The sequence below is a fragment of the Pseudomonas syringae genome (assembly GCF_001698815.1).
Classification (GTDB): domain Bacteria; phylum Pseudomonadota; class Gammaproteobacteria; order Pseudomonadales; family Pseudomonadaceae; genus Aquipseudomonas; species Aquipseudomonas syringae_A.
This window is the reverse complement of the sequence record NZ_LGSI01000049.1, coordinates 107,476-130,849: the sequence shown is the minus strand read 5'-3', so window position 1 is coordinate 130,849 and position 23,374 is coordinate 107,476. Positions and strand designations below refer to the sequence as shown.

Here is a 23,374-nt window from a genome sequence, read left to right as displayed (position 1 = left end):
AAGCAAATATCGACAATAGACTACTCCCTGAAAGAAAGTAGAAAGCCTTTAGATGTCAAAGTGACATTAATATAATGGGCTAGGTATTCAAAGGCCAAGGTTCCAAGTGCCCCCATCCCAGTCCCCGTGGATTCTGCTGCTATATTTAAGATTCGCGTCATAGCTGAGGGCATCGCAATGACCAAATACCAAGTGTCTGGCGATCTTGCCGACATCGAGAATTTACTGAGGAGCACCCTCACCAGGGAGGAAATGGCGATTCTCCGTATAGAGCTCAAACCCAAAAGCATTTCCTTATCGGTTCCACCTCGTAGAGCAGAACCCGTTAGCACTGTGCTGATCTGGGTTGGCGAAGCAGTTGCAGCAGGCATGACCTACGATGTTTTAAAAGCAATCTCCATGAAAGTTTGGCACGTACTTGAGACTCGCTATGGCAAGGACAAGGTGAAGAAGGATGAGTCGGACAAATAGCTGGCTGTTCCCGCGACCTCACGCATCTGAGGAGGGAGTGGCTGCTTATTGGCCTGACACTTGTTTTACAGTTATTCCAGATGCACCTTGGTCCGAAAAGACCTTGGCAGACATGGGAGACGGCGGAACCCCTATCCCCCCCGATTTCCTGGAATATGCTGCGTTAGCAGAACACGAGCAATCTCATTGGATTCAGGCTAATGCATTTTCTTACGGTCGTTTTCTATCTCGGATTGACCACTCTCGATCCGAAATTGCCGAATCCTTCTTAGGCATGTTTACGCCGGAACAGGTTGAAGCCCTTACCTTTCGCCGGTCGCAAGGAGATGCCACTCTACAACTGGATGCTCGCCAGCGAACGTTGCGTCGCCCCGAGTTCGGCCCAATTGGCATGGTGCTCCAACAACACTGGTGGAGCTTGAACCTGCTACGCCATGAACTAGAAACGTCCGATCGGACGCTTGCCTCACTGGAATCATCTGCCTATAGATACGGACTTGCAGTACTCTATGACAAGGCCGGTCCATTCATCAGTAAAGTCGCAATGCTTCCGCAGCGCTCACTTCGAGAGATCGCCCTCGATCACGCCCCGCTCGGAAATTACTCTCGCTATTTGGCACGATGTGCCTATCCAACTCTTTCGAGCACAAACATCGCAGAATGCCATGCAGTGTTAAATCAGCATTGGTCTTATGCGCATTCTGCCGAATCATTTCGCCGTCGAGGAGACTTAGCGAGCGCTACATATATCCAACAGACACACGTTCGCTCATGGGAGTCCAAAGAGCGCAACGACTACGGCAATGCCTTTCACGCATTTGCTCTCGCCTGTCCCGCATTAGATTTAAACACCCAACGGCCGCTTCTAACTCTTGGCATCATTTGCTGTATTGCTCTAGACGGGAATTACGCCCCAGAGGTTTCGACAACCCGTCCCAGTTGGCTAGACATAGCGCCACCCTTGCGGTTTCTGAGGCTAGCCAAGGCCGTGCGACAGGTAGGCGTTGTTCCTTGCGATCTACTTTGCGAGCTAAGCCCGGAGAGAACACGCTCGTACTGCGATGATCTTATTTCTGCAGCAGGTCTTCCAGAAACAAGTCTCCGCAATACGCCACACCCAGCTAAGCGCTATGGGCATTCGGCCACCAACTCGTTACGTATATTACTGCACGACGCATACATCGAGTCCGTCAAATTACGACAAGTTCTACCGGCCGCCTTGATTGCACCTTCCGAGACTGCAATTTTCCGTGCGGAGGAGCTAACAAATGGATCACTCAAAGCCCACAATCTAGCCCGACTACCGCCCTTGCTTAGTATTGGAGGCCATTCTGTCCCTATAGGGATCAGCGACGCAACGTTCTCGAAATGCGCCATTGCAGGGGCTAACCATAGATTGCTCGGACATTTGATTGGAAATGTAGGTCCTATGAGCTTTGATGGGCTTCCTTACGACAGCGTTGGCATTGCAGCGGCAGAAATAGCTGTCACTCTTTTGCAAGAACGCATTGAAAGACCTGTTTCAGTGGAATTCGATCCACCTCCCCTTCCTATTCTCAAAGCAGAACCTATCGACCTGTGAGTATCGTCCAGATCGCAACAGTCAAATCTGATATGGTGGCCATTCCGGTGAGCCAGAAGGTGGATGTCTGTCGATTTTCAAGGGACATTGGCAGTTAATGCTGTGACGCCCTAGTGTTTTCGGAGTCGGGTCAATGTGGGTCAAAGCCAAAAAATTTAGTGCTTATGGCCATTTAACTTAATATTTTTTTGGTTGGTGTATGACTGCTATTGCACTTCTAAATTCTGACTCTGAACCTCATTTGGTCGCAGATACACTGCTTAGTGCTGAGGGGCCGGACCCTAATGCCCATAAAAAAATATGGATGCCCGCACTAGGTAGCGTCCAGACTGAATGGGGAGTTGATGACGCTGTATGGCATATATCTCGATTGGCGCGAAAATCATTTTTTCTGCCGAATCAATCAGGAGTATTAGCATTCGCGGGTTCGTGTTCTGCAGCCGCAGAGTTTTTGGATGAACTTTCGAGTGCATTTCGCAATACCCATCAGTTTAACGAGACGGCCCGAGTCGACCGCAAGCTGATTGATCGGGTGTTGCGCGACGCTGGGCGTGCTATGGAGTTCTGGTTACTTGGTGTGCTGATCGACGAAAAAGGAAATCGTGAAGCATATACACATAATGCTGTGAAAAGGATTGATACTGACTTTTTTGGCACCTGTTATGTCGCTGGCTCCGGAGCCGATCTTATCGAAAAAATGATCAAGCAAGCCGATCATCGGCTATTAAAAGCCGGCGGTTGGCGAGATGGAGCTCATATCAGTGCCACTGAAGATTTAGCTGAAAACATATCTTGTGAAATGCTGTATAGAGAAAGCGATTACCGTAACGGGATGGATGTAAATACACCTATAGCCGTTGGGTGCGGTGGTTTCTATGAGTGGTACGCCGTTTTGCCGCAAGGCATTGAACCGATGCGGTCCCGAGTCGATATTCACGTACGCATCCGGGATAAAAAACTACTTATTACTAGAATCCATTTCTGTGAGCAAATGGAGAACAAAGAGGTAAAGCTCATAGATATGTCATTACCCTCACAAGATTATTATTTATCGATTTACAATATTGGGCTCAAGACGCACGAGATACCTTTGCAATTGGAGCTGGGTGATTGGACAACGATAATTCCTGAAGAAACGGCTGCAGTATTAATCCAGGCTTTTTTTAACATTGAGGATTCGGTGGAAAGTCTCAACAAGAAGTCACGTCTTTCAGCCAGTGTATCCGCAGAAATGGCTAAAAGACTATTTCATAATCCGGTCGATGTACCTAGAGTAAGAATTATTGTTAGTACTGGTAAAACAGCAATAACCCGAGGTCTTATATCTCTACCTGATGAGCAGTCCAGTGCACAAATAAAGGAAATCAACGGGCGTGTCGCCCTATGTTTAAGTCAGAAGGTGATGTTTGCGCTGGTTGAGTTGGTGGCACACCTAATATTGCCCAAGGAAACATCTGGGTCATAATCTTCACAAAAGAAAGCTTCGAGGTTGCGATGTTTGCGCCACCTTTTTCCACGCAGAGCCGAAATTAAGCGTGGGTAGCTCGTACAGATACTGGACTCAGCAGTAATTAGCCAGATCACCGTAAACCTCTTGGCAAAGCGCGAGCCATCAATCGCGGCCATGTTGATCTTCATCGCAGCATGTCGAATGGATCTTCAGGAGCGCCTTGAGCTTGCGCGCGGAATATCGGCGAACGATAAGCAGCGAGCTCTCCTCCTCTTAATGCTTTGCCCGCAGTGGGGACTAATGAGTCTTGAAGGTCAGCTATCGAGCAGCTTCTTCCTGACAATCACTCATCGCCCGCATCGGTGAACGGACCGAGCGTGAAAGCCGGCGATCCAGCCATATGCGTGGAGTCCCTTGATTGGCTAACCCCAAAGATAAGAAGCCATGAGCAACCTGCTTCGGGCCGGGAGTGGCCTGGACAGTGGCACTTCGGCTTTTAAAAGATGATCACAAACATGCACCCGGCGGATTTCTTCTTGCCACCGGGGGAATGAAAAAAACCAGCCGAAGCTGGTTCATTTATTTCGAAAACTTCAAGGGCTTTTATCAACAAAACTGAAAAGCCCATGAAGTGGTTATGTCAAAAAAGATGCACAACCTATTGATTTTACGTGTCTATAAAATCATCTTTTTTGAATGCCCTCACGGTGCCTCAGCCGCTCGTACGTGTTCGTGACGTCGCGCACGGAAATCACGTTGTAGCCAGGGCAATGGTGATGCAGCAGAAGACAAAACGGCCCGTCCAATTCGAGATCACTGCGCAGACGCGACTCGCTGTGGAGGAATGGGTACAACAGGCAGGACTCAGAAATGGGGACTTTCTGTTTCCAAGTCGGCTAAAAACTTCCGAGCATCTATCCACGCGTCAATACTCGCGCATAGTGAAGGCCTCGGTAACCTCCATCGGCCTCGACCCCGTGCCATATGGTACGCATACGATGCGTCGGGCAAAGGCCTCACTAATCTATCGGAGAACGAAAAACATCAGAGCAGTGCAGTTACTGCTCGGTCATACCAAGCTAGAAAGCACTGTCAGATATCTTGGCATCGAAGTGGACGATGCGCTTGAGATGGCTGAGCAGACTGAAGTGTGAGCAGGCACCGGCGATGGGGACTCATCCAGTCGCCTTCTGCCAGCAGTGGATAATCTTAAATTTCGAATCACCATCTACGGCTGGCTGAAATGGTCAGCAACGGAGGCCTACCCACCGTTTCCTGAATCACCAAAATAGTCATCTCTGACGACTAAGCCAAAATCATTAGCGGAAGCCGTTTGGTCGGTTTCATCGAACAGATCCTGTATTCGCCGTTCTTGCTTGAAGTAAGCAATCGTGCCGAAAAAGCATCCCTCGCATAAGTGAAATTCGTAGCGCTCACCGTCATGCTTGGTGCCAAAACCCCATTTTGCTTTTAGAGTGGCGAACTGAAGCCCGCCGACGTCTACACGGGTCGAGCGTCTACAAATGTCACACTTTACGTCGGTCACGACCTCGGTCTCGACTCGCCCAGTGATTTTCATCGGTTTGCCCCACTTTTAATATTACTCGATGGCCAGCATACACGCGCCAGGCACATCTGCGCCGTGCGGCGTCGTCTTCGCGGTGCTCATATCTCCCATAGGTCCACAACGGTCGTTCGTAAGGCAGCTTGGGCAACCACTCTGCTGACCTACCGCCCTTCAAAAGGGTCTGGATTCGGGCTCCAACACACGATCTATGCACGTAGCTAGCTGATACACCGCACCGGCGGCATAGGGTTTAGTTCTACTTGGAGCTTGCTCATCCAGCAACTCTTCGGCGGCCAAATGCCCCAGAAGGTCGAGGTCAATACCCATGGATGCCGCCGTGCTCAGCACAGCAAGTAGCGCTTCCCTCATCTCGTCTATACGAACGTCATTCATGACACGCTTCCTCCTTTTTTTATAAACCATAGCGGTGTCTTATCGAGGCTGAATGACCGATTTGAAATTGGTGGAGCGGGGGTAATTTCGAAATGGAATTTGACCGACGCAGCCCTTCAAATGGCTGCATTCGGCCAGGAGCGGACGGTCATATCAAGCAGCTTTAGGCTGTGAGCGTAAACGTCCAGCAGGGCTCTCTGCGAGCTTGACCCATCCCTATTACGGATGATATGCCAGTACCCGGGATTGCCATCGATAGGACCTGCTCTATGACCTACCTGTCTTCGTTGCTGCTCGATATCCCCGGCGTGGAGCATGGTTTCGAGACTTCTGGAAATTTAACGCTGCCGGAAGGAACACGTTACTGTGCTCAGGCTCACGGTACGCACATCATCGATGCTGACGTGGAAGGGCGAGATGAACGTCCTGTCGCCGATGCACTGTTCTCGAGAGGAGTCCGGGGTGCGGTAGCGGTCATCACTGCCGATTGCTTGCCGGTTCTGGTTGCGTCGGTTGATCAACCATTTGTCGCGGCAATCCATGCCGGATGGCAGGGTTTGAAAGCAGGCATCCTCGGTAATTCGATAGGCCGGTTAGAGAAAGAAGGTGCTTCTCTTGCTGGATTGCGAATAGTGATAGGCCCATCCATCGGCCCCTGTTGTTATGAGGTGAACAGGAAGTTTGTCGAGGGTATTGAATATGCCGACAGCCATCTTTGGCAAAACGATTCTCCGCCGTGGACGCCCCACAGAGTGCCACCCGCAAGTGCGCCTTGGGTCGAACCTGAGGTCACACATAATGAAGCCTGGTTCGATCTACGAAAATATGCGCTGCACCACTTGGTGGCGAGTGGCGTGAGTATTGAACAGATTCAGGTGCTTGAACATTGTACTTATTGCCACAGCGCTGATCTGGGCAGCTATCGGCGGCGGAGCCATCAAGCCGAGCCTAAATCCTTCCAGTATTCATGGATAAGACGTTATCGGGATCCGGTTTGCTGAATGGCGATTTCAGCCAGTCGCGACAGGCAGAAATCGGCCAAGAGCAGTCATACGATATCTACGATCCTAGCGATTCGCTGAGTCAACTCGAGAACTTCTACCGATAGAAGGCGATACTCATCCGTAACTTGTTCCTGACTCTTGTTGGCTAGGAAAAAAAGTTTATCGGCCGACTCGCAGATTGCACGGGGCAAATCTGCGGCGGGATCAATTCCATTGACACGAACCCAACGGTCGATTGCGCCACTAGAGAGACCATAAAGCTCCTCCTTCCAGATCCCGCGATTAACAAGATTAAGAATTACGCGCTGAGCGTCAATTCGATTGTTGAATTCAATCATGGCGAATGCTGGCTCCGTAACGCTTCCATCCAGCGTGGAACGATGGCGACTGCTTTGATAGCTGCGACGACTTCTTCATGCGTGATGTTTTCTCCATAACCTCGTGTCGATAGTAATCGCGCGCGTGTCAGGATGGAGAATGCTTGGGGATCGATATCGAGGCTTGGCAGCACCATCAGAGGAGACTTCCTCGAGAAGATGGGTTGTCCGAGCGAAAGCGAATGACAGGTTGCGAAATTTCGGATGGCCAAGAATATGCAGGATAGGTGAAAGGTCGCACTGTTCGAAGACTGCCTCAATTCTTGGTAAGAGCGGTCGAAAAGTCTTTGGAATTTGATGCAGTCTCGGGCATCCGCGATGTAAGGCGCTGGCTTCCCTAGGTCGTCCAGAAAGTCCGTGCCATCCGGGGAGAAAAGTAACCTCGACTCTAGATGCAGGTGCCAGGCGAACGGATTGCCTTCTGTCCACAAAGCCTGAATTCGCTCATATCGATACACGGAGTATTTTTCGTGATCAATCTGCTGTGCTGGGCCGCTGACGCAGGCCAGTAGATCGACATCTGATCCTAGGTCAATCTCCCCCCGGCAGATGGAGCCGAAGGCGTAAATGTGCATATTCATCGCCGACCAAACCGTTTTACAAGAATAGCCGTGAGAAAGGCGAATCCAACCAGACGCGTAGCAGCAATAATCGATGAGAACCAAATTGGGTAGGGGTGCGGGGTGGCTATGCCGAAGAACACTCCAGGAGAGGCCGCGAGGCTAGTGAGATAGGCAGTCAGATCCCAGGGATTGCCGAAGTGATAAGTATCATAGAAAGCTATTAGGAGATGAACTACTACGATCGCCCGCAGCAGCTTAAGCGTATTCTCGCCATTGCCCCAGATCGCATCTAGCACTTTGAACTCAAGCCATTTGATGAACTGTGGCACCTTCTTCCAACCCGGATACTTATCCCGGTAATATGTCTCTCTTGATGACCAAGATTTTTTCAGATAGCTCGATGTAGCCTCCAACTCGTGTGAAATCGCTCTGTTGACAGCTTTGGCATCGCCGATTTGCTGGAAATTCATTCGAAGCGATCTGGCAAACCGCATTTTCAGATTTTCCTCACGCGGTGCCTCCCGCTCAAGGATGTCGTCGTCGATTTGGCAACGCTCGAAGACCGCATACTCAAACTTGCATCCGGAAAATGCGGACTGATGGAAATTACAGCCAACGAACCGGCAGCCGGTGAAGTCGCAGGAATCGAAATTACAGTTATTGAAGTAGCAAGCGTCGAAAACGCTATGCTGGAAGGATACCTTCCGAAGCGTCTGTTTCTTGGCGTTTAGCCTGACATACACCTTGAACGCATAGTCTTTAGGCTCGTTCTCGACATTCCTGCTAACGTAAAGATCAGTGATGACCTCCCGGTTACCTGGCAGCAGTGCCTCACGAGGCTTTCTCTGCACGACACTGGCAACCCCGTCTGTCGTTAGAGCCTCGACGCCTGCGTTCACTGAGGGTGGGTTCTCGTCCATCATGTTCAGCTTATGCTGCCTTATCGCTCCATTGTTGGAATGCATAGTGACCTAAATAGCCGGTGCTTCAAAGCTCCATGGCAGTCCTGCAATTATCAACATTCGCGGGCAGCAAAATTCCGGATGACGCGACTTTCAGGAGCAACAGCCCTGTTGCATGCTCGTGACTTTCGATAGGTTGCTTTGGGTCGACTGTGGTCCGCCGCGTAATCCAAGCTGTTGTGAATCAAGTGCACGACGCAGGTTTGCGGTGTCGTAGCAGGAAACACCGCTCCCAAGGCCTCCGGTACTCCTTTGGCAAATGTATTTATCCCCAAGTAGCCTTCTCCACAACCGCCATAGTCCGTACTTTTCGACCAAACCCCGCAACAACCTTAGCGAGAGCATCCATGACCTTAGTCATTGCCGGATACAACCACTCAAAATCCTTGGACTATTCTAGTTTCGCCTCTGACACGACTGAGGTTTACGAACCTGTCATGGAGGTAAATGGTCTATTCGTGATGGCAGACAGCGCGATTACTAGCCATGCTGGTGGACGCACATGGCTTAACGGCTTCAGAAAAATTCATACGCTGGAAGCTAAGCTGTGGAAGCCATATTTCCAACCTGATGGGTCATTCAAGGACTACCAGGAGGTCTATGAAACGAACGAGCTATTCGTCGCTTTTGCAGGCAGCACCCTCACGGCTCAACACATCATCAATAGTATCCACGGACACCTAGGGCAGCTCAGAATCAGCTACGAGAGAGCAAGCCTGTCGTCGCCAGTGGAATACAAGGTAATCAGGCATTGCCAGAAAAATCTTCTGGTCTCGGATTATGGGTCTTACTGGGATGACGACACCTTCACTAACCGTGATTTCGAAGGACTGCTAACGGCGGACGTGATTGCAAACGTTATTGAGTATTCCGTGAACGATGCGTTGCGTTCCGCGAGCAGCTACAAGCTAAGCATGGAAGAGTTTCGGGATATGCACACTGAAATCGTGGCGGGAATTTGGTGTCCAGTAAGCAAGAAACATGATCTATACGTCTACCGAATGCAAAGCCGACCGGGTGATGACGGCGTACTCACCGCGTTTACTAGTAAGGAACTCATACCGTCTGGCTCGGTAGCTGTCCTCGGAATGCGGCGAACTTTTGAATCCAGGGCACAGGAAGCGTTTGAAACGGCGATAGGAAAATTCATAGCCCCTGATCGGACCCTTTGGGCTTTCTTAAACGATGCCATCGACGAAGTGCAGGCCAGCGAGTCCAAAGAGATTGATCGCCCGGCCACGCTGCGGACACTGGAACGCGGACGCGTGCGAAGAGTTTACTGAGCATCCATTGATCACTTTTATCCAAACCTTGCCCATAAATGGATTCCGGACGTCGATAGAAAGCGCCTTCAAAAGCCATCGAAATCGCCTGAAAGCAGTGCGGTTTGCGAAGCAGACCCTAGTTGTAGAGCAAATCAGCGAACTCATGAGTACCTGCAGGGAAGGACGTCCATGAGTAAGCGTCTAGCCAACACACCTTTCGCCCCCGACGCTTAGGGCGATGGTGTCACCAAGTGATCTGACCCCGAAATGTTGGACATCAACATTGAGGGGTGCCATGAAAAAGTACACAGAGCAGGCGAAATTGTCGGTTGTTGAAGATTACTGCTCGGGGAGCGCAGGTCACAGAGAGGTCGCGCATCGTCACGGGGTCAATGCTTCATCGCTTCGAAAGTGGATCACGGCATATCAGGCGCTTGGTGCCGCAGGCCTCAAAAGCAAGAGAAAGAAGAACTACAGCGCTGAGTTCAAGCTGAAAGTGTTGCAGCGCATGCGAGAGGAAGAGCTGTCCTATCGCCAAGTCGCTGCCCTGTTTGATATCCGGAAATCCGACATCATTGGCGAATGGGAGCGCAGGTATGATGAAGGCGGATTGGAGGCCTTGTCCCGGCAACCAGGAAGCGGATTTCACAGGAAGATGACAAAACCCACCCCGCCCATTCAGCTTGAATCCTCGGACGACGAAGCTCGTACGCGTGATGATTTACTGGCCGAATTGAGCCAGTTGCGGATGGAAATTGCTTATTTAAAAAAGCTCGATGCCTTGGTTCAAGCGAAGGAACGAGCAGCGCAGCGGAAAAAGCGCAAATCGTGATTGAACTGAGGCAAGAGCACCCTCTTGAAGGCCTTCTGAAACTGGCGGGACTGGCCCGCAGTACGTTTTACTATCAACAAAAGGTGCAGCAAGCCGTTGATAAATACGCGGTGCTGAAGAACAGAATTTGCTCAGTTTTCGACGAGCACAAGGGCCGATATGGCTACCGCCGTATCACTGCTGCCGTTCGGCGAGCTGGCCACCTCGTAAACCACAAGACTGTTCAGCGCCTCATGGGTGAGCTTCAGTTGAAAAGCCGTGTGCGCCTCAAGAAATACCGCGCTTATAGAGGCGAAGAGGGTCAGGTGGCGCCGAACTTGTTGAAGCGTAAATTCGATGCCAAACGACCGAATCAGAAATGGGTAACCGATGTGACGGAGTTTCGAATCGGCGGACAGAAGCTTTACCTCTCACCGATACTTGACCTCTACAACGGCGAAATCATCGCCTTCAAGACTGCTAGGCGCCCGCTGTTCGACATGGTCGGTGCGATGCTAAAGCAAGCTTTTGAGCGGCTGCGGCCACGCGATAAACCAATCTTGCATTCCGACCAGGGATGGCAATACCGGATGCCGATTTACCGCCGCGTGCTGAAGGAGCATGCAGTAAAACCAAGCATGTCCCGCAAAGGAAACTGTTATGACAATGCAGCAATGGAAAGTTTTTTTGGCACGTTGAAATCCGAGTTCTTTTACCTCAACAAATTCAACAATCTCGATGAGCTTGAAGCGGGGCTGGGGGAATACATACACTACTACAATCATTCGCGAATCAGGCTGAAGCTAGGTGGTCTGAGTCCAGTGGAATACAGGACTCAAGCACGGCGGGCATAGAAAGCGTCCAACTTTTGGGGGGCAGATCAAGTTAGGTGGACACCATCGTCTTTAGCTGTGGGATCAGGAAGACGTGTTCGCCGTACGAATACCTATCGCCGCTGGTTTCTAAGAAACCTCTGATGACCGCTTCTGGGCCGATAGCTGCCTGTTTCCATCGGCGGATCGCATTCAGTAGCCAGGAAGCCTCTAGCCCGGAGCTGCCGGCTGAGATGGCTCAATTTAGCAGAGCGCTCAGCTCTTTCCGGCTCGCCGCATCAAGGTTGAGCAGCAAAGTGGTCGGAATAGGCCAGCCCCTACTCCCAGGCGACTAGCTGAATGCGCGCTGTTATCTCAAAGCTTTCTCGGCCCGCGGAGATCCAACGAAATTATATTTGACGCAGGCAACTGCCGCTCAAGCTCAGCGATACGGTCATACAGCTCAATGATTTTCGCATCCGCTTCGCTCAATAAACTTGCGAGTTGGTCGCGCTGCCGGGCAACTTGCTCAATCCGATCACGCAGGGCGCGGGTTTTCTGGCGTGCGAGAAGATTTACCTTGTTCAACGAAGGAGGTCGCTCCTCCGCATGTTGTTCCACGTAGGTTTTTATCTCTGCGATGAGACTCGGGAAACGAGATTTCTTAAGCGCCGACGGTTCACTGAGCCGCCCTTAGGGGTGTTTCTTCTGCATGTATTCGGTCAACGCTATGACGAAGTCTTCGCGTGCGCTCAGCACCGCCTGAGGATCGACGCGCGAGCTTCCTGGCGGGGGGGCGGCACGGGCGTCGATCCAAGCCTTCATATACGCTCGGAAGCTAGAGCGCACGGGCTCCAGGGCGGCGCCGGCCTTGCTGCCACCGAGCAGGACCGATTCGTCGACGCGATTCAGCGTCTTGAACAGATCGGCCTCGGCGGCAAACCGCCTTTCGCGGTTCTGGGCCTCTGCCGTTTTGGAGATGCCGGCCTTATTGCGTACGCCGGCGTCGTACTGCGCGAGCGCGCCCGTCTTCTCGCCCGCCATCGCGTTAAGGTCGCCGGTCCCCCTCGTGCGCTCGGGAAAGCTGTCGCCGGCAGGGGCAGGCCCTTGCTTCTTGCCGACGAGCGGACGAACCGGCTGTCCCTCTGGCATGCGCATCAGCGGCATCGCATCGAAATCCTGGGCCCCGAGCTCGGTCATTCCCTGTTCGAGGGTCAACGAGGCCATTCCGCCGCGCAGGCGCGCGGCTTCCACGACGCGTACTTCTGCAGACGCCGCGCCGGCGCCCAGACGGTCCGGCGCGTTCCTGGTCGAGCGCAGATAGGTTGCCAATCCCATGGCTTGGCCACGGATGTTGCGACGGTTCAGGTCTTTCTGCATGGTGGGATAGCTGCCGCCCTTCTTCACCAGGGCTGGGCGGATCTGCCAGCGTTTCTGCGGATTGTCGCCGTATGCGGTGACAACGTTCACATCCCTCACGGGAGATTTTTCGGTTCCGACCCCGACGCTCACGGATGTGGTGATGGTGGTGGACCTCCTGGTCATGCCGCTCTGATCCTCGGCGATCCGGCGATGCAGGTCCACACGGTCCGGCAATGGCAAGTCCGCAGTCGCCGCTCCAGTGTTGCGAGCGGTCTCCAGCACCGTGGCCACCTTGGCGGCGGCCTTCGGATTGTTTCTGTAGCGCATGGCGAAGTAGCGCCGCTCGGCTTCGACCTGGGCGAACTCGATCATGTTGCCGATTTCCTGGACGGGCAACTGTTCGATCTGCTTGGTCAGAGGGTCTGCGGGACCACCCGGCTTATTGGAACGTGGTGGTGCGGCCGGTGGCTCCTCCGCGGGTGTCTTGGCCGGCGCAGCCGCCTTCGCCGGCGGCTCGCGCTCGGCATCCGGCGCGTTGCCTTCGGACGCTGGCTTGAGAGCGGCCGGCGCCTTGGACGGCGGCGCGACTACGGCGGGTATCACGGGCTTGGATCCGGTCGCGTGCACTACCGGTAGACTTCTCGGCGCGACCGGCTCGGCCGTTGCGGGTGGCGCCTTGGGCTTTGGCTCCGCCGGGCGGGCTGGGAGCGAGGCTCCGGCCTGAACTTTCGGCGGGCTCGCCGGTTGTACCAATGCCGACGGGTTTGCGGCGGGACCGGTCGCATCCAACGATGTCTGCAGGGGCTTTGCGGTCCCGATCATCAGGGCGGCCGTCGTACTGATGGCTGCGCTCTTGACCTGCTTGCCGACAGCCTGCCCTTTGGCCTGGTATCCGGCGAGCTCCGCCGTGCGACCGGACGTGGCGGCGTTGACGCTGAGGCTGACAGCCAACGCCGTGGTCGCCGCGCGCGCCGCTTGTTCGGGGGTTTCGCCGCGATTTAGCGACGTAGCAAAGGCGGCTGCCGAGGACGCCAGCGGCGCGGCGATCTGGCTGACGATCTTGTTGTTGGCAGCGCCCAGCGCCCCCCCGGGAAGGCTGGTCGCCGCTGAGAACAAGCCGGCCTGAACGGCGTCCTGCACAGACGCGCCGCTGGCCATTGCGTCCAGGGTCGTCGAGCCGCCATTGACCACCATCTCGGTCGCCACGCGCTCGAGCACCTTGTTGCCGACTCCGGCGCTTCTGAGCGCGGGGCCGAGCGCGCGGGCGGCCGCGCCGCCGGCGCCGGCGAAGAATCCCTCCTTCGCGCCGGCCCAGCCGGCGTCCTTGAAAGCCCTCCACGCATCGTCCGCCGATCCGCCGCCGACCGCTGTGACGAGAGCGGCGGTGCCGCCCTTGTACAGCGCATTGCCCGTGCCGACCACTGTACCGGTGCCGGCGATCGTCAGGACAGTACCCCCAGCGCCGGTGATCCCGGCCCCCGCCACCGCTCCGGCCACGAACGGCGCCGCCACCACAGCGGCAATGCTCACGGCGACCGCGGCAGAGACGGCAGCGGTGATCTCCAGCACGGTGAGGACCCGCTCCGCGCCTTTGATCATCCCAAAATAGTAGGCATCGGCCAAGGCGCGGACGAGTTTGCAGTTGGCGTTGACCCGCGGCAAGATGGTGGCGGCCCCAACCATATCGCCGGTTTTCAGCAGGGCGTCGAGTTGGATCAGGCTGTTCTGGGCCATCAGCCGCGCCATGACGATTTGCATGCCAGGATCGTCCACCCCGCCGAGCAGGCTGGCGAAGTACGATATGACCCAGTGTTTGCTGTCGAGCTTGACCTGGCCCTCGTAGCGTTCCCACGTCATTTCGGTGTTGCCCTTGGTCAGCATGTAGGCGTGTCGCAGCTCGCTGGCGAGTGTCGTGCGGACATAATCGCGTTGACCGCGGCTGATCGGGACCCGATTACCTTTGCTGTAGATGTAGATGTAGAACTGTTCTGGATTTTGGGGATCGGCGTTGATCTCCATGATGGTCCGGGCCAGTCCAGCGAGCGCGTCGGCTGCCTTCGGGTCGATCTCCAGCGCCTTTGCGATCTGCTGATTCTTGCGTTGAGAAGCCTCCTGCTGACGCAGAGCCTCGGTCTTTGGGGTCAGGTTGAGACGCGCCACCTCCAGTAGCCTGCGCTCCTCTTGCGAGATGTCCGAGCGTCGCAGCCGTTCAGAGATCAGGTTGTACTCGTCTCGGATTTCGACAGGATCGGTGAGGACGCGGCTGCCGCGTTCGGTGAGGATGCGGGGCAACGGAGCCGCACCGATCCGTTTGTCGGGTTCGGTCAGTCCCTTTTTTTTGGCCCTTCGCTTGCCTGCCTGGAGCTCCAGTTGTTGCCGGCGGGCGAGCTCCAGCTTGATGCTGTGAGCGACGACGCGGATATGGTCGTCCTCCACACTGCCCCGGATCTGCTGATTGAGCCAATCCTCCAGTTCGTCGAGCTCGATCTGCAGATTCTGGTCCGACATGTTCGGTATGTCCTCCAGAAGGCGGCTCCCGCCGTTCAGCCAGTCGGCTGGCTTTCGGGCGATGACGGCCCGGCCATCCCGGCGCTGTTGCGCCACGTGCGCCAGTTCATGTGCAATCAGGCGCCGGCCTGCCATGGAATGGGGCTGATAGGCGTCGCGCGCGAACATCAGATGGTCGCCCATGGTCAGGGCGCTGGCGCGCAGCAGCCTGGCAGTCCGGGCGGCGTCGTATCCATGATGCAGCCTTACGTCACTGAAATCCGTGTGAAACCGGTCTTCGAACCAATCCCGCAGGTACGCTGGCAGTGGCCGTCCACCCTGGATCGCCGGGCTGTTCGGGGCTTTGGGTGGAGCGGTAACGGGGAAGTGACTCATCGGGTGGATCCCCTCTGGACGCATCGCTGCGTCGGCCATCCGGTCGGCTTCCGATTCGGAAGAGGATCTCAGAGGAGACAGTGTCAAGCCGGCGGCGGACGCCCGGATCGGGGATTGCTTGCGCGCCTCAGGTCGAGAGGTCCGATTGGCGTCGGCCTTCGAAGTGGAGGCGACAGCGCGCTTCGCGTCGTATGTCGCCTGGCCCCCCATTAGCGTTCTCCCAGCGCATCGGCCAGCGCGCGCGCAATTGCCCGCGCGTCAGCACCCGCCTTGAGGTTCAATCGCAATGTCCGTTGTTCATAGGGATTAAGGCGTCCAGCCAATGCCGCCTTGCCGAGCGCCCTTTCGATGGCAGCGCCGAGCGCCCTGGCAGTTGCCGCATCGACGCCGCTGATCGAGAGGCGATCAATCCGAATTCGGGTATTGGTATCCATCAGCGTGCTCCTTCAACCCTGTCCAAGACCTGAGGCATCGCGATCAAGCTTGCGATATTCTGCCGCGATTGCGGCATGCAAATGACGCATTTCAATCACCCCGCCATCCGCGCACGCGCAGTAAGCGGCGTTGGTCGCGATGGTCGAAATATTGCCGCCGGACAAATCAAGCCGGGCCAGTTGCTGCCAATCGATCACGCCCTGCGGGGCTGTCTGCGGAATTGCGCGCTGCCACAAAGCGAGTCGCGCGGCGACGTCGGGCAGAGGAAAGTCGACAATCATCCGCAAGCGGCGCAGGAACGCCGTATCGAGATGAGTCTTGAGATTCGTCGCGAGAATCGCAAGCCCGCCATAGGTCTCCATGCGTTGCAGCAAATAGCTGACCTCCGCATTGGCATAGCGGTCGTGACTGTCCTTCACCTCGCTGCGTTTGCCGAACAGCGCATCGGCCTCATCAAAAAACAGCACCACCCCTCCCCGCTCCGCCGCATTGAAAATTCGCCGCAGGTTTTTCTCCGTCTCGCCGATGAATTTGCTCGATAGGCGGGCGAGATCGACGACATGGAGATCAAGCTTCAACGCGCCCGCGATAATCTCCGCCGCCATGGTTTTGCCGACCCCGCTCGGCCCCGCAAACAAGGCACTGATCCCGGTCGCACGTCCCAGTACGTGACGCAATCCCCACGCCCCATTCACCTCGGCTCGCCCCGTGACTTGCGCGACGAGTGCATCCAGCGCGGCACGAGTTTCAGGCGCAAGAACAATATCATCCCAGTTGCGCCGTGGTGTGATATGCGTCGAAAGCGCCTCGAGATCACGCGCACCGAGATCACGGCACGCTGCCCATAATCCACCCGCAGCGAGTCCCGGTTGCCGCGCGATGGCCGCAATGCGGCTCGGGCCGAGCGCAAATTGTTCGGCCACCGTCAACACCTCGGTTACAGGCGCATCCACGACCACACGCCACAAAGCGGCGCGTTCAACAGGAGAAATGGAATCGGTCCGGGTGACAGGTACGTGCTCCATCTCCTCGATGGGCGCTTCGCTGACCATCAGAAGAGGTTGCGGTAAAAGCCGGTCTAGCCGCTGCGCTAAACCCTGCGTGCCATCTGCATCGACGTTCAGAATAATGCCGCATCCCGCAAGCACCGCATCGCGCGCCAGCGCCAATTCCGATCCAGCGAAACTCGCCTTGACGCTCCAGGCACCAACGCCAAGTCGTGCAAGAATTTCGGTCGCAAGCGCCGTGCGACCGGCACCAGACTGTCCGATAATCTGCAACCGCAAAGGAACACCATCGATTTTGGCGAGCCGCGTCGCGAGATTCTCCAAGCGCTGGGGCAGCGGCACGGGTGCCAGCGGTTCCACACCTTCATCGATGCCCATTTCATGCCCGCCAAACCCGCAAAGAATATTGCGCATTCTTTCGGGCAATTCAATCGCCGCCCCCATCGGCAGCGAAGAATCTGGCTCAACGCTTAACAGCGCGTGTCGCCGTAGCGGAGCCTCGCTCGACAATCGCTGCATGGCCTGGGCAGGCAGCCGGTCGGAGTAGAAAAGCAGTTTCGCCAGCACATGCGGCGTGCAGGGCGAGGCCGTTACCAGGCCCTGCAACGCCCCATACCGTGGACCAAAAGAACCATCGATGGCCGGCGCTAGCGCCAGCAACAATACATCTTCATCCCAACGTGCGAGGCAGAAGCATTGCGATATGAGGTCGAGCGCCGAGGGCTGCCCCAGGTCGATCATCGCGTCGCGTGCGGCAAGATAGGCCGATCGGCTATCCGCATCGAACGCCCCAGCCAATCGGTCGTCGGCCCACTGCAGGCCCAGCCGCAGCACATCGTCATTCAATGAAAGCCAGTCCGTGTCCTCGTGCACGGCGGCCTGCTCTTCGTCAGTTTCCTGCGGCGGGCCATCGTGCAGCCCTTGCGTTGTTGCCGTCGTTTCGGAATTCATGGGTCGAGCCTGAAAGTCAGTGCGTTCTCGCGGCTACGCACGCCATTTGTCTGGGCCGCGACTCGGTAGGGTGTCGCACGCGGGGGAAGCAGACCCGCAATTGCGCTGACGGGAATTTCGACTTGCACGGACGTTGGTGCCGCCCATTGATCGCCCGGTTGCGGGGGCCGAACGGGCACTGCGACATCCGCCATCAGGACCTCACTGGGCAGCGTATCCGCCCAAAGGCGCTGGCCAGTGAGACGCAGGATCGCGCCTGCGTTCCCGAACGTTGGCGACGCGGTTGCAACAAGCGGGATCAATTGCATCAGCACGCTGTTGGACGTAAGCATGCGGTCGGTCGAGACCGGCGTTCCTCGGTCAAGACCGCCTTCAACACCGCTCACCGCAGTAGCCGACATCAAAACGACTTCCAGTGGTCCGGGTTGCAACTGGGTCTCCGGCGGGATGGGCCGCACCGCCAGGTGATCGAGATCTATCGGATAATGCGCGTCGGGGACAAGGATGCGGATGATCCCGTACGACGGCAGAGCAACGCGAATCGGCTCAAGCGACCCTAAACAGACATAAAGCCGCTCGGCGGTCGTGGGCAGATGCTCGATCGTGATCTCCTCGCCAATCCCGATGCGAGCATCGCGCAAGGAAGTAGCGGTGGGCGGGGCTGTCCGATAGGCGTCGACAAGAACGGGTGGTCTGGCGATTGAAGCCAGAATCCGACGCCTCAACACGGGCTGCGCCTGACGATGCGGGAGCCGCCCCTCGATCTGCACGACGCTGGCCTCGTACACGACCGACCGGCGTAGATTGGCCTCGGGCATTGCCGACCACAGCTTCGATACTTCGTCGAAGGGAATGGGATGCAAGACCAGCTTTATCCGCTCAAATTCGGATTGCAGTACGGGATCAAGAACCGGGTCACCGATGGCCCCTGCCCGGTTGGTGAGAAGGAGCATGTTCTCCATGCGCGCGCCGAAATCGTGCAACACCAGCATGGCGTCGCCGAGGATGGATTGGGCGATGATATCCGAGTCCTGCTGGTCCTCGGAGCTGGCGTAGCTGCTGACAAGAAAACGCATGGTCAGTGACAGCGGTGGCTGACCGAAGGCTGCGGGATGCTCGTGACCGGGAATTGACTGGTTCTTGAGCTGCGCCTGCTCCAGCACCTGATAGAGGTACAAATTGACGCGGGGTCCGTTGACGCCAGCAATCGTCACATCTGGCGGGGCGAGTGTGACCGACACACCAGCACTTGCCATACGGTCAAGCAACAACCGCCGAAGGGTGCGGGATACGGCGGCAATCGCGTTGAAATTCGCCATCGAAGCTCCCTATCGTTCCTGTCCACGACGAATGCGACTGTAGCCGGCGAACCCCTGCGAACGAGGTAGGCCTGTCTCCCGTGATGGACCAGGCAGCGGCGGAGCAACTGAGATATCAATGCGACCAATGCTGACCAACGGGGGCACAGACGTCTCTTCCAGGTTGTCGCTGCGCTGTTCGACAGAGTTAGGCGGAGTCTGCATTGGCTGAGGCTCGCGGGTTTTGCCTGGTCTGCCTTCATCACGAAAAATATGGTCGATCACCGATTGCAACGTGATGGGCTGGCTGGCAAATGCATGCGCGGTTTTGTCCAATGGTCGCTGGACAATGCGGGGTTCAATCGGCGGAGTTCTCTCTTCGATGCGCAGGTCCGAAGCAGTGGCGGTTTCCTCCCTCGCGGCGCGCTGGCTTGTGGTTTTCCGCTCAGAGGGTCCTGTCGGCGACATTTCCGAATGCGCCTGAAGCTGCCGCCCGCCCCGCTCGTGCCGGGGTCGGAGCGGTTCTGTCGCATCATGCGATGGGGGAGGACGTGTCGCAGCCGCGCTGTGATTCTGAGGCTGCCCTATCCCAGGGTTGGCGCGCGTTTCGGCCTCTTGCGTCACAAGGTCCGCCTCGAAGCCGCCGCCCTCATAGATGGCACTCAGCGGTCGGACAAGCGGAGCCTCAATGTCGGGTTGCGGAACAACTGCACGGTCGACAAGTCGGGTGAGGAAATTACTCTGGCGGCCCATCATTCATTCGCCAAGGCACAGTAACGGCGACGGCGCGCGCGCGGGATCGCCAGAATGTCCTGTTCTCGCCAGCCATAGGCGCTTGCAAGAATATGGATCTGCCTGAAAATGCCACCCTCCGTGGCGAGTGCATGCCTGATCAACTCGAATCCATCGAGGTAGACCTGCGTCTCGTGACCACAGGCGGCACAGGTCAGATTGATCACCGTTTCCGCATTCGGGTCCAGCCGGGTCAGTTCCTGTGCAAGAACGTCGCAGGGCAGCGCATCATTACCGGTGCAGGCGTGACATAGCGATGACACCGGATCGTCTGTGCCCGCCGCCTCTTCCAGATCGGCACCGGTGAGCAATCGACAAGTAGCTTGCAGCCCCATGAATTCGAGATGATGGATCGGGCCCGGTTCAGGCGGCATTTCGGGAGCGATGGAGAGGTCAAGATCGAACTCGATGGTTTCGCCACAATCGCCAGGGCATGGCCGCCCCGACGCGACTTTTGGCGAAAACGTGCTGGAAAAAATTGCGCGAAACAGGAGTTCACGATCCCCCAGTGTCAGCGTCCGCGCGGCCTCTGACCCGAGAGCCGTTTGAGCGCCCTCCTCTGTTGCCAGGGAGGCGCATAGGCCTATCAGAAGAGTGCCCGCGCGCGCGACGCTGGCTCCGGCGGCAAGAGCCTCCTCCACAAGTATTTCGTCGTGGCCGGAGATTGGGCGAACCGCAATGGTGCAATAGCGCTGTCCAGCCTGCCAGAGCCCATACGGCAAGAACACCATTTGGAAAACAGAAGGGATCGTTTCCATCCGCAGCATCCTCCACAACGCGTGGTCTATTTGCTTTGGGTTTCTTGCTTACGCTGGCTCGTTGAAACGCGGCTCGGCGGGTTCGACGACCGCGTAATCCCTTTCCCAACCCTCTATTTCCAGCTTGATTATCTGGATCGCCACCGCGTTGGCATTGGCATCAAGATCAGGAAGCGCCTGATACTCTGACACCCAGCAGCGATAGAGCTGGTAAGACAAAACTTTCTGGCCCGCCTCATTGAACACGTCGAGGATCACGTCTTTACGGAAGTCGGCGAGCGACATTTCCGCCCCCGGGCCGGAACCAAAATTCCAGATCTTGTTAGCCCATTGCTCGAAATCGATGTCGTGCGTGACACCACGCTCCAGCGTCAGTGGCTCATACTTCGAGCGCCCGGGCGATTTGCGGCTGGTACTCGGGTCGCCGCCTTCCCGATGTTCGACGACTTCGGTCGTGCGCTTTAGAGCTGACACCTTGCTGATGCCGGCGACATAGCGGCCGTCCCATTTCACCCTGAACTTGAAGTTCTTGTAGGGATCGAAGCGTCGTGCGTTGACCGTGAACTGAGCCATCATTCAACCCCTTTCAAACCTCGGCGCGCCGTGCGATCTGATGAATTTTCAGGATGACGAACTCCGCGGGTTTGAGCGGAGCGAAACCCACCTCGATATTGACGATGCCGCTGTCAATATCGAACTGTGTCGTCGTCTCAGAATCGCAGCGCACAAAATAGGCGTCGCGCGCAGACGAGCCCTGGAATGCACCCTTGCGGAAAAGATCCTGCATGAAAGCCCCGACATTGAGCCGGATCTGCGACCAGAGCGGCTCGTCATTCGGCTCGAAGACCACCCACTTGGACCCACGATAAAGCGACTCTTCAAGGAACAAGGCTGTACGGCGGACCGGAACATACTTCCAGTCGGACGCAATCTGGTCGGCACCATCGAGCGTTCGGGCGCCCCAGCAGATACTGCTGTAGACGGGGAATGTCCGCAGGCAATTGATGCCAAGCGGGTTCAGCGCACCGTTCTCCCTATCAGTCATCGCATAGTCGAGGGCCTGCACGTTCCGTAGCCGAGCATCGGTGCCCGCGGGTGCTTTCCAGACACCACGCTGCGTGTCGGTGCGGGCATAGAGCCCTGCAATCGTTCCGCTTGCGCCAATACTCCGCAGCCGTCCACGCGACAGCGGGTCAGAAATCTGGGTACGTGGAAAATACATGGCTGCATTGGGGTGCCGCAGCGTTTCGTTGTCGGCGAGCCAGGCCTGCATTTGATCGAGCCGCACGACGCTGGCGTCGATATCAACCAGCACCATCGCGCGTCGCTCTTCGCAGTAGATTTCGCACTCGGTGTAGAGCGTCCGCATATCTGCACCCGCCATGGCAGCGGCGTCCGGGGCGCAAAGAATGTTGAACAGATCGATGTCTTCCAGCGCATAAAGCCCGGTCTTCGCGGCACGGACACCACGGTATGCGGTAACCGGTACAGCAGCGCTGCCATTTTGCCCGCTGGTTAATGGGTAGGATTGCGGCGACTTGACCGCTCTCGCTGCGACCGGACCAGTGGAGGAATTGAGCAGATAATCCGCCAGATCAGCTCCCTTGAAGTCCAACGTCGTATTGGTGTCGAAGGGGCGCGCCTTGCGCCCGGTGCGGATCACAAAACGCGCTGGGTTGAGTGCAGTGTTTTCGCCGACGATCTCGACCGTTGCCTCGGATAGATAAGGTTGCAACGGGAGCGGCAGAATCGCCGCTTGCGCGCGAATAACTGTCTGCAAATTGTTGGCCCAGTCTGCCAGGCGACCCGGAGCTGGCGTCGGCGGAATGACGAGCGCAATCGGGGGCTGCGCGACACCGCTAACAGTGAGGGTGAGCGTCAAATTGGTAGCAACTGCCGGTGCGGCGGTTGCTGCCGGATGAGGCCCACTGACAGTGCCGCTTGCGGCCGGTCGCGCATCGGTGGCGGGTAGCGCGGGCAGACCGGTTCGGTCCAGTTGAACAAGCGTTGACCCGGCGTTGATTGTGTCGAGCGCGTTATCTTGCCCAGCCTGCATCGTGAGATTGGTGTATCGCTCGCTTGCGACCGTGACAGTGCGGTCACCATCTACCCGGATGAGGCTGATCGTGGCGTTGAACAGTGTTCCCTTCTCGGCCGCGAGGGTTGCCGGGCGCGTTGCGAAATCGATATCGACCCGCAGCGAGTCTCCCCATGATCCGGGGTTCGTCGCTGATTGCCCGCGAATGCGCCGCCCGGCGGATACGTTGGCGATATCGATACCAAACCCATTCGGCAGAATTACGGCGGACGCCTGCGCGGCGGGGGCCGTGACCGTGTCGGCGACCCGGACGACGAAACATTCGGTGCCGCCATTCAGGAAGAATTGCTGGATGGCGTAACTCGTTTCGCTGGCGACATCGAGCCCGCCATATTCCCGCTCGAAATCCGCCAGACCAAACAGTTGCACTGCCTGGTTCAGGAGACCGCGCGGAAAGCTGCCGATGAATGCCGCGACCGATGTCGAGACACCCGCGATGGTTCTGATGCCGCTCGGGATCTCTTCGACATAAACGCCTGGATAAGTTGGGCGGACGGGCATTGGAGATACCTCCTCATTTCTAGCACGCAGAG

At 56.5% G+C, this 23,374-nt stretch carries 19 protein-coding genes and 2 pseudogenes; 7 read left to right on the top strand and 14 right to left on the bottom strand.

Translation table 11 applies throughout. The annotated features are described in order from the left end of the window. Nucleotides 1-177 precede the first annotated feature (177 nt). The 4 genes and pseudogenes from AFK24_RS15690 to AFK24_RS15680 form a co-directional block, all read left to right on the top strand. On the top strand, nt 178-471 hold the full coding sequence (locus AFK24_RS15690) for a hypothetical protein (RefSeq protein ID WP_139110514.1): 294 nt from the start codon (nt 178-180) through the stop codon (nt 469-471). A 37-nt stretch (nt 472-508) separates the two neighbouring features. Beyond that, complete coding sequence (locus AFK24_RS30780) at nt 509-2,053, top strand: hypothetical protein (RefSeq protein WP_139110513.1); 1,545 nt, start codon at nt 509-511, stop codon at nt 2,051-2,053. A 199-nt stretch (nt 2,054-2,252) separates the two neighbouring features. After that, nucleotides 2,253-3,518, top strand: a complete 1,266-nt coding sequence (locus AFK24_RS15685) for a hypothetical protein (protein ID WP_139110512.1) — start codon at nt 2,253-2,255, stop codon at nt 3,516-3,518. Nucleotides 3,519-4,225: 707 nt separating this feature from the next. Then, a pseudogene (locus AFK24_RS15680) lies at nt 4,226-4,657 on the top strand (tyrosine-type recombinase/integrase); the annotation flags it as partial. 107 nt (nt 4,658-4,764) lie between these two features. Here the strand turns inward: AFK24_RS15680 and AFK24_RS15675 are convergent. Both AFK24_RS15675 and AFK24_RS15670 read right to left on the bottom strand, forming a co-directional pair. Then, a complete protein-coding gene (locus tag AFK24_RS15675; RefSeq protein WP_065834064.1) occupies nt 4,765-5,082 on the bottom strand; it encodes a hypothetical protein in 318 nt (105 codons plus the stop codon). Nucleotides 5,083-5,241: 159 nt separating this feature from the next. Continuing rightward, nucleotides 5,242-5,463, bottom strand: a complete 222-nt coding sequence (locus AFK24_RS15670) for a hypothetical protein (RefSeq protein ID WP_080482171.1) — start codon at nt 5,461-5,463, stop codon at nt 5,242-5,244. A gap of 269 nt (nt 5,464-5,732) precedes the next feature. Between AFK24_RS15670 and AFK24_RS30000 the strand changes: the two genes are divergently transcribed. Further along, entirely contained in the window at nt 5,733-6,464 is a 732-nt protein-coding gene (locus tag AFK24_RS30000; protein WP_080482170.1) for a polyphenol oxidase family protein, read from the top strand. Between the two features lie 47 nt (nt 6,465-6,511). Here the strand turns inward: AFK24_RS30000 and AFK24_RS15665 are convergent, their stop codons facing one another. From AFK24_RS15665 to AFK24_RS31815, 4 genes and pseudogenes are all read right to left on the bottom strand, one after another. Continuing rightward, on the bottom strand, nt 6,512-6,805 hold the full coding sequence (locus AFK24_RS15665; protein WP_065834063.1) for a hypothetical protein: 294 nt from the start codon (nt 6,803-6,805) through the stop codon (nt 6,512-6,514). After that, entirely contained in the window at nt 6,802-7,425 is a 624-nt protein-coding gene (locus tag AFK24_RS15660) for a nucleotidyltransferase (protein ID WP_139110511.1), read from the bottom strand. Before AFK24_RS15660 ends, AFK24_RS15665 begins: the two co-directional genes overlap by 4 nt. Further along, entirely contained in the window at nt 7,422-8,330 is a 909-nt protein-coding gene (locus AFK24_RS15655; protein ID WP_205884873.1) for a pentapeptide repeat-containing protein, read from the bottom strand. Before AFK24_RS15655 ends, AFK24_RS15660 begins: the two co-directional genes overlap by 4 nt. 92 nt (nt 8,331-8,422) lie before the next feature. Then, a pseudogene (locus AFK24_RS31815) lies at nt 8,423-8,623 on the bottom strand (transposase); the annotation flags it as partial. 93 nt (nt 8,624-8,716) lie between these two features. Between AFK24_RS31815 and AFK24_RS15650 the strand changes: the two are divergent. Together AFK24_RS15650 and AFK24_RS29990 are read left to right on the top strand one after the other, a co-directional pair. Next, nucleotides 8,717-9,652, top strand: coding sequence for a hypothetical protein (locus AFK24_RS15650; protein WP_080482168.1), 936 nt, complete (start codon nt 8,717-8,719; stop codon nt 9,650-9,652). A gap of 277 nt (nt 9,653-9,929) precedes the next feature. After that, nucleotides 9,930-11,299, top strand: a protein-coding gene (locus tag AFK24_RS29990) for an IS3 family transposase (RefSeq protein ID WP_139110510.1) whose coding sequence is annotated in 2 segments (ribosomal slippage) — nt 9,930-10,398 and nt 10,398-11,299 — 1,371 coding nt in all. Because the reading frame shifts where the segments join, the coding sequence is not laid out codon by codon here. 333 nt (nt 11,300-11,632) lie between these two features. Here AFK24_RS29990 and AFK24_RS15635 read toward each other — a convergent pair. The 8 genes from AFK24_RS15635 to AFK24_RS15595 all read right to left on the bottom strand — a co-directional run bounded on the left by AFK24_RS15635 (nt 11,633) and on the right by AFK24_RS15595 (nt 23,342). Next, nucleotides 11,633-11,845 carry a hypothetical protein gene (locus AFK24_RS15635; protein ID WP_240500395.1) on the bottom strand — a complete coding sequence of 71 codons (213 nt, stop codon included), beginning with the start codon at nt 11,843-11,845 and terminating at the stop codon, nt 11,633-11,635. Between the two features lie 105 nt (nt 11,846-11,950). Then, a complete protein-coding gene (locus AFK24_RS15630) occupies nt 11,951-15,502 on the bottom strand; it encodes a DUF4157 domain-containing protein (RefSeq protein WP_065834059.1) in 3,552 nt (1,183 codons plus the stop codon). A gap of 209 nt (nt 15,503-15,711) precedes the next feature. Beyond that, nucleotides 15,712-15,936, bottom strand: coding sequence for a hypothetical protein (locus AFK24_RS15625; protein WP_065834058.1), 225 nt, complete (start codon nt 15,934-15,936; stop codon nt 15,712-15,714). Between the two features lie 12 nt (nt 15,937-15,948). After that, nucleotides 15,949-17,895, bottom strand: a complete 1,947-nt coding sequence (locus tag AFK24_RS15620) for an ATP-binding protein (protein ID WP_065834057.1) — start codon at nt 17,893-17,895, stop codon at nt 15,949-15,951. Continuing rightward, the gene (locus AFK24_RS15615; protein ID WP_065834056.1) at nt 17,892-19,214 is read right to left on the bottom strand and encodes a DUF4255 domain-containing protein; all 1,323 of its coding nucleotides are present in this window, start codon (nt 19,212-19,214) and stop codon (nt 17,892-17,894) included. Before AFK24_RS15615 ends, AFK24_RS15620 begins: the two co-directional genes overlap by 4 nt. A 731-nt stretch (nt 19,215-19,945) precedes the next feature. After that, nucleotides 19,946-20,743: a hypothetical protein gene (locus tag AFK24_RS15605; protein WP_065834054.1), complete on the bottom strand. Its 798-nt coding sequence runs from the start codon at nt 20,741-20,743 to the stop codon at nt 19,946-19,948. Nucleotides 20,744-20,791: 48 nt separating this feature from the next. Next, nucleotides 20,792-21,316, bottom strand: a complete 525-nt coding sequence (locus AFK24_RS15600) for a phage tail protein (RefSeq protein ID WP_065834087.1) — start codon at nt 21,314-21,316, stop codon at nt 20,792-20,794. 13 nt (nt 21,317-21,329) lie between these two features. Beyond that, the gene (locus AFK24_RS15595) at nt 21,330-23,342 is read right to left on the bottom strand and encodes a phage tail sheath family protein (protein ID WP_065834053.1); all 2,013 of its coding nucleotides are present in this window, start codon (nt 23,340-23,342) and stop codon (nt 21,330-21,332) included. Between the last annotated feature and the right edge of the window lie 32 nt (nt 23,343-23,374).